At 68.5% G+C, this 6,578-nt stretch carries 7 protein-coding genes and 2 tRNA genes; 1 reads left to right on the plus strand and 8 read right to left on the minus strand.

All coding sequences use genetic code 11. The features are described 5' to 3' along the window. A partial coding sequence (locus tag ACFVJS_RS25285) for a hypothetical protein (RefSeq protein WP_378886164.1) occupies nt 1–525 on the minus strand: 525 nt, incomplete at its 3' end. Nucleotides 526–735: 210 nt separating this feature from the next. Between ACFVJS_RS25285 and ACFVJS_RS25290 the strand changes: the two genes are divergently transcribed. Further along, nucleotides 736–1,485, plus strand: a complete 750-nt coding sequence (locus ACFVJS_RS25290) for a zinc-ribbon domain-containing protein (protein WP_378886166.1) — start codon at nt 736–738, stop codon at nt 1,483–1,485. A gap of 75 nt (nt 1,486–1,560) precedes the next feature. Here ACFVJS_RS25290 and tig read toward each other — a convergent pair whose 3' ends face one another. The 7 genes from tig to ACFVJS_RS25325 all read right to left on the minus strand — a co-directional run. Then, a complete protein-coding gene (gene tig, locus ACFVJS_RS25295) occupies nt 1,561–2,958 on the minus strand; it encodes a trigger factor (RefSeq protein WP_378886168.1) in 1,398 nt (465 codons plus the stop codon). A gap of 72 nt (nt 2,959–3,030) precedes the next feature. After that, nucleotides 3,031–3,103: transfer RNA gene (locus ACFVJS_RS25300), tRNA-Pro, on the minus strand. A 35-nt stretch (nt 3,104–3,138) separates the two neighbouring features. Continuing rightward, nucleotides 3,139–3,212, minus strand: a tRNA-Gly gene (locus tag ACFVJS_RS25305). A gap of 91 nt (nt 3,213–3,303) precedes the next feature. After that, complete coding sequence (locus tag ACFVJS_RS25310) at nt 3,304–4,380, minus strand: PP2C family protein-serine/threonine phosphatase (RefSeq protein WP_378886170.1); 1,077 nt, start codon at nt 4,378–4,380, stop codon at nt 3,304–3,306. 66 nt (nt 4,381–4,446) lie between these two features. Then, nucleotides 4,447–5,307, minus strand: coding sequence for an Fpg/Nei family DNA glycosylase (locus tag ACFVJS_RS25315; RefSeq protein WP_378886172.1), 861 nt, complete (start codon nt 5,305–5,307; stop codon nt 4,447–4,449). 7 nt (nt 5,308–5,314) lie between these two features. Then, nucleotides 5,315–5,833 (minus strand): ribose-5-phosphate isomerase, encoded by a 519-nt coding sequence (locus ACFVJS_RS25320; protein WP_165113273.1) that lies wholly within the window; start codon nt 5,831–5,833, stop codon nt 5,315–5,317. Nucleotides 5,834–6,078: 245 nt separating this feature from the next. Then, nucleotides 6,079–6,578: DUF222 domain-containing protein (locus tag ACFVJS_RS25325; protein WP_378886174.1), on the minus strand; the 500-nt coding region annotated here is incomplete at its 5' end.

The raw sequence follows: 6,578 nt of genomic DNA on the forward strand, positions 1-6,578 counted from the left end.
GGGCCTGCCGGGGAGCGCGGCGACGCACTCCTGGATCCGGCTGCTGAGCGCCACCGCGGCGGGGACCGACGAGCTGCCCGCCGTCACGTGCATGTGCAGCGGCATCCAGCCGAGCAGCTCGGCGAGCCGGTCGGCGTACGTCGCGCCGGTGGCCTGGGAGCCCTCGATCCAGACGGTCTCGTCCTTGCCGGCCGGCGGGACCAGGACGAGGATGCGAGGATTCGTCGCGGTGTGCTGCTGAGCGGCCGCCCACTCCCGCGGGCTGACCATCCGGCCGTCGTGGCGGACCGCGACGGCCGGTGCGGAGTCGGTGTTGACGACGCCGCGGATGATCGGCGTCGCGAGCGCGAACGGCGCCGCGAACGGGCGCCGCGCGAAGGCGGTGATCCGCCAGGCGAGCTTGGCCAGGCCGACCAGGCCGGCCACCTTTCCCTGGCCGCGGTCGAGCTGCTCCCCCGCGTCGGGGTCCACCGGGACGTCCTCGACATTGAGGACCACGGCTCGTACAGTCTCAGGACTGGTCACTCTGGAAGAGTAGGGCCTCCGGAGCAGCGACAGCCTCACCTGTGCCGACCGAGCGGCCTGTCTGTGTCTCAGATCACATGAGCGGACCCACGATCCGTACGTTTGCGTTCACTCGCACTTCTGGTGTCTGTGATGCTGTTGTTACTGGTGTTGCGTGACGATGGCGGCCTTCTCGGGTTACCGTCGGATAGGGAAGGGGGTGTCGGGCCGGTGAGCGACGAGAAGGATTCGTGTCCGTCGTGCGGCGATCCCCTGTTGCCCGGCGCCATCTACTGCATCGCCTGCGGCGCACCGCTCCTGGCCCCTCCGGAGCAGCACCGTCCCCTCTTCGTGGACGAGATCGGCGACGAGGCGACCCTGCACCGCAGCACGCGCGGGTTCTTCTTCGACGACGCTCCGCCGCCACCGGCGCGACGCCACGGTCGCACCACCCCGATCCTGGTGATGATCGCGGTGCTGGTGCTCGTCGCCGGGGTGCTCGGGTTCGTCATCGGCAAGGACGGGCCCAGCCCGGTGCGCTCGGAGGCGGACCCCTCGACGAGCCCGTCCGTCACCCGACCTTCCGGCAAGCCCTCCGTAGACCCGGGCGCGCCCCCCGAGCACCAGCTGCTCCGCATCTCCCGCCTCGACACCGAGGCGGCCAGCAAGCTCATCGGCGCCTGGATCCCGCAGCTCGCGGCCGTGGGTGCCGGCGACGGCGGTGACGCCGACTGGCACGAGGCGCTGAGCCGCTACCAGCAGCTCAAGACCGACCACCCCGACGTACTGCTCCTCGACACCGGCGAATGGCCGAGCTCGTACGTGAAGGCGGGGATGTACGCCGTGGTCGTGCCTTCTCCCAGCGACACCTCAGGGCCGGCGCTGGAGTGGTGCGTCGAGCACGGCCTGTCGAAGACCGACTGCGCGGCCAAGCACCTGGAGGTCTCCGGCGACCCGACGGACAACTACGACGCCCAGTGAAGCCAGCCGTCAGAACGACGAAATCAACAGCGCCCCTGCCGTGAGGCAGGGGCGCCGTCGCGTACGACTGGAAGGTCAGTCCTTGGAGACGAGCTCGTCGGGCGCGTTGACCGGGGTCTCGTCCTCGGCCTCCGGCTCGTCCTCGCCGATGGTGCCGTCGGGGCGGAGGTTCTTCAGCTCGACGTGGTTGCCGGACTCGTCGGTGACCTTGGCGGCCTCGACCAGCTGGGCCAGCGCCTTGCCGCGCAGGATCTCCTGGACCAGCTCGGGCACGTGGTTGTGCTCGAGCATGTGGTTGACGAACTCCTGCGGGTCCTGGCCGGACTGCTGCGCACGGCGCATCATGTGCTCGGTCAGCTCCTGCTGCTCGACCCCGATCTCCTTCTCCTTGGCGATCTGGTCGAGGATCAGCTGAGCGGCGACGGCGTCACGGACGCGGCGCTCGAGGTCGGCCTCGAACTCCTCGATCGTCTGGCCCTCGTCCTCGAGGTACTTGTCGAAGGTCAGGCCGGCGAAGCCGAGCTGCTGCTCGATGCCCTGGCGACGGGCGTTGAGCTCCTCGGTGACGATGGCCTCGGGCAGCGGCACCTCGACCTTCTCCAGGAGAGCCTCCAGCACGGCGTCACGGGCGGCGGCGGCCTGCTCGAGGCGCTTGCCGTTGCCGAGGCGGGTGCGGACGTCCTCCTCGAGCTCCTTGACGGTGTCGAACTCGCTGGCGAGCTGCGCGAAGTCGTCGTCGTACTCGGGGAGCTCCTGCTCCTGCACCTGGTTGACGGTGACGTTGACGTCGACCTCCTGGCCGATCAGCTCACCGCCCACGAGGGTGCTCTTGAAGTCCTTGGACTCGCCGGCGGACAGACCGATGATGGCCTCGTCCAGGCCGTCGAGCATGCCGCCCTTGCCGACCTGGTAGCTCATCCCGACGGCCTCGGCGCCGTCGACGTCCTCGCCGTCCTTGGTGGCCTTCAGGTCGATGACCACGAAGTCACCGTCGGCGGCGGCGCGCTCGACGTCCTTGAGGGTGCCGAAGCGCTCGCGCATCGCCTGGATCTGCTCCTCGACGTCAGCGTCGGTGAGCTCGATGTCGTCGACCTTGGCCTCGATGCCCTCGTAGTCGGGCAGGGTGATCTCGGGCTTGACGTCGACCTCGGCGGTGAACTCCAGCGCCTCGTTGTCCTCGAGCTTGGTGACCTCGATCTCGGGCTGCGCGAGCGGCTCGAGCGAGTTCTCCTGGAGGGCGTCGAAGTACTTCTGCGGGAGGACGTTGTTGACCGCCTCGGAGAGCACCGCACCGCGGCCCACCTGCTTGTCGATCACCTGGGGCGGGACCTTGCCGCGGCGGAAGCCGGGGACGTTGATCTGCTGGGCGATCTGCTTGTACGCCGCGTCGAGGCTCGGCTTGAGCTCCTCGAAGGGCACCTCGACGGTCAGCTTGGCCCGGGTCGGGCTCAACGTCTCGACGGCGCTCTTCACAGGGTGTCTCCTGTCGTTTGTTTCTGAGAATGATGTCGCGTGCAGGGGCTGTATGGATTTTCAGGCGAGATGTCGGGGCGACAGGACTCGAACCTGCGGTCTCCTGCTCCCAAAGCAGGCGCGCTAGCCACTACGCTACGCCCCGTCAAGGGCCCCTCCCCAATCAGCGGGAATGGCACTTGGAGCGGATGACGGGAATCGAACCCGCGTAATCAGTTTGGAAGACTGAGGCTCTACCATTGAGCTACATCCGCGCACGCGAGAGCCAGCGCCCTCGTGACCCGCGAAATCCTGCCATAGATCTGGCTCACACCTGTAACCGGCTCCCCTACTCACCGGTTTTCGTCACCGTCTCCCGACCGCGACGAGGGCTCGATCGTCGGAGCTGGCGCTCAGTCCTTCGAGCAGGCGGCGCGCTCCCCCACCTCGGCCGGTGACGGCGAGATGGTCGGCGGTGGCGACCAGGTTGCCGATGCCGTGCTCCAGGTCGACGCCCCGCGCCTCCACGACACCGTCGGTGTAGAGCATCACCATGTCACCGACCCCGAGCACGCCCTCGCAGGCGTCGAAGTCGACGTCGTCGATGAGTCCCAGCACCGGGCCGTTGCTCTCGGCCTCCTCCCAGCGGCCGGTGGAGGCGCGGCGTACGAGCGCGGGCGGGTGGCCGGCCGTGCGGATCTCGTAGGCACCGCTGGTGAGGTCGATCGAGAGGTAGACCGCGGTCGCGAAGCCCTCCGCCCAGTCCTGGCGGAGCAGGTAACGGTTGGCAGCGGGCAGGAACTCGCTCGGTGGCAGCGCACCGAGGAGGCCGCCGAACGCTCCGGAGAGCTGGAGCGCCCGGGTGCCGGCACGCACCCCCTTGCCGGAGACGTCGACGACGACCACCTCGAGCCGGTTGTCCACGCGCACGGCGACGACGAGGTCGCCGGCGAACTTGGTGCCGCCGGCCGGCAGGACCGCGGAATCGGCGAGCCAGCCGGGAGGCATCGGCGGAATCGCTCCCTGATCGAGCCTGGTCGTCAGGTCGAGCAGCAGGCGCTCGTTGCTCAGCCCGCCCACTCCGAGATCACTGCGCTTCATCGCGACGTACAGCACGATGAAGCCGAGCAGGAAGTGCACGACGATGGCGGCAGCATCGCGGTCGGACAGTGTCACCCGGCTGGCGGCGACCACGATCATCACCATCACGAAGACGACGAACCAGCCCAGCGTACGCGGCCCGAGCAGCACCGCGCCGAGCAGCAGCGGCACCGTCAGGACCGCCACCGGGACCACCTGCAGCCAGCCCGTCTGAGCCGCCGCGAGGACGGTCAGGAAGATGGTGAGCAGCCCGAGCCACAGCACCGTCCGCAGCTCCGGGTCACGGAACCTGCGGCGGATCGCGTTGCTCCGCAAGCGGTCTGCGAAGGCATGGCTCGACATGGCCTCACTCTAGGTCTCGAGGTGGGGGCTGCGTGGACGTTCGCGCAGGTCGGAGAGTAGTGCGGGCTACTTCTTCACGGTCGTCCGGGGCCGGTAGGTGCGCTGGCACTTCGGACACCAGAACAGGTTGCGCTGCTGCAGCTCGGTGGTGCGTACGCTCGTGCCGCAGACCAGACAGGGCTGGCCGTTGCGGCGATAGACGTAGACCTCCCCACCGTGGTCGTCCTGGCGCGGCGGCCGACCCATCGCCTCAGGCGTGTGCTCGTCGCGGACGGTGTCGATCCGGTTCTTCTGGACGCCGTCCTTCATGAGCTCGACCAGGTCGTCCCAGATGGCGTCCCACTGCTGCCTGCGCAAGGTGTTGCCGGGGCGCATCGGATCGATCCGATGCCGGAAGAGCACCTCCGCCCGGTAGACGTTGCCCACCCCCGCCAGGACGGACTGGTCCATGAGGAGCGCCCCGATGGTCGTGCGGCTCCGGCTGATCCGCAGCCACGCCCGGCTCGGGTCCGCGTCGTCGCGCAGCGGATCGGGCCCGAGCTTCGCGACCACCGCGTCGCGCTGGGCGGTGGTGACCAGGTTGCAGGTGGTGGCGCCGCGCAGGTCGGCGTAGGTCCCGCCCTCGTCGGTCGAGCCTGTCGAGACCAGCCGGAGCCTGACCTGGCCCACAGGGAGGGGCGGTTCGGTCGTGTAGGGCCTGAGGTCGAGCTTGCCGTAGAGACCGAGGTGGATGTGGACGTACTGCTCCCCCGGGAACTCCACGAAGAGCTGCTTCCCCCACGCCTCCGCACCGGCCACGACCTGGCCGTCCAGGAGCGCGGCGGACTCGGTGAACCGGCCCTGCGGGCTGCTGACCCGGACCTGCTTGCCGGCGAAGGCCTCGCTCAGATCGAGCGCGAGGCGGTGGAGGGTGTGCCCCTCGGGCATCCCCGGATCAGTCCTGGTCCTCGGCCGGCCCCAGGCCCTTGGCCGAGTCGGGAAGCGGCGGGCGGACGCCGTCGGCGTCGTAGGCGTGGAGCTGGTCGATGCGGCGTACGTGCCGCTCGTCCTCGCTGAACGGCTCGGCCAGGAAGATCTCGACGAACTTCGTCATGTCCTCGAGGCTGTGCATCCTCCCGCCGACCGCGACGACCTGGGCGTTGTTGTGGTCCCGGGCGAGCTTCGCGGTCTCCTCGCTCCAGGCGAGCGCGCACCGGATCCCGGTCACCTTGTTGGCGGCCATCTGCTCGCCGTTGCCCGATCCGCCGATCACGACCCCGAGGCTGTCGAGCCCCTTCTCCCGGTCACGAGCCACACCCTCGGCCGCCCGGATACAGAACACCGGGTAGTCGTCGAGTGCGTCGTAGACGAACGGGCCGTGGTCGACAGGCTCATAGCCAAGCTCCGTCAGACGGTTGATCAGGTGGGACTTCAGTTCGAGACCGGCGTGGTCGCAGCCGATGTGGACGCGCATGCCGCCATCCTCTCTTACCGGTGGCCCATCTTTGGATTTGGTGGGTTGGTGTTTCTCTTGGCTGGTGGCCGCCGACCCGTTACGGAGGGTGTTCTCGGGTCGGCGGCGGCAGTTTGGCGCAGCGAGATTCGGCTTCGGCACGGGCTTGGCGACCCGGACACCGCTCCGGGCAGAGACGTGTCTCCTCGGGCTTTTACTAGACGATGACACCTTGTGAATGCTTCACAAAGGACGAACCAGTGGCCTCAGGTACGCCGGGTGAACCGGATCCGACCATCCGGCAGCCGCTCATAGCCGTAGTTCGGATCATGAATACGCCGATGATCACTCGAGCACAACAGGACCATGTTGGCCAGGTCGGTGCGGCCGCCTTCGGACCACGGTTTCAGATGATGCGCCTCAGTCCAGGCCGCCGGGGCGTCACAGTCTTCGGCTTGGCAGCACTTGTCGCGTAGCCGAAGTGCCCGGTGTTGGATCGGATGAGCCAACCGCGCGGTCCTGCCGAAGTCGAGGATCTCGGAGTCCGTCCCCAGCACCACCGGGACGAGGTCGGCGTTGCACGCCAGCCGGCGAGCCTCGGCCGCGGTGATCTGGTCGCCGTCGAACCCCAACGCGGCGGTGCCGAGATCAGCACGAAGCTGGTCCAGTGTCATGGTGATGAACACCGTCGTGCCATGGCCACCGTGACGCGGCAACTGGTCGACGTCGTAGGTCTCAACCACCCGGGCGAACGCCTGACCCAGCA

Source organism: Nocardioides sp. NPDC057772, assembly GCF_042798075.1.
GTDB lineage: Bacteria > Actinomycetota > Actinomycetes > Propionibacteriales > Nocardioidaceae > Nocardioides.

Excerpts from the sequence above, each read along its gene's own strand:
- ACFVJS_RS25320 (WP_165113273.1), bottom strand. The coding sequence starts at position 5,833 with ATGCGCGTCCACATCGGCTGCGACCACGCCGGTCTCGAACTGAAGTCC.
- ACFVJS_RS25310 (WP_378886170.1), bottom strand. The coding sequence starts at position 4,380 with ATGTCGAGCCATGCCTTCGCAGACCGCTTGCGGAGCAACGCGATCCGC.
- ACFVJS_RS25315 (WP_378886172.1), bottom strand. The coding sequence starts at position 5,307 with ATGCCCGAGGGGCACACCCTCCACCGCCTCGCGCTCGATCTGAGCGAG.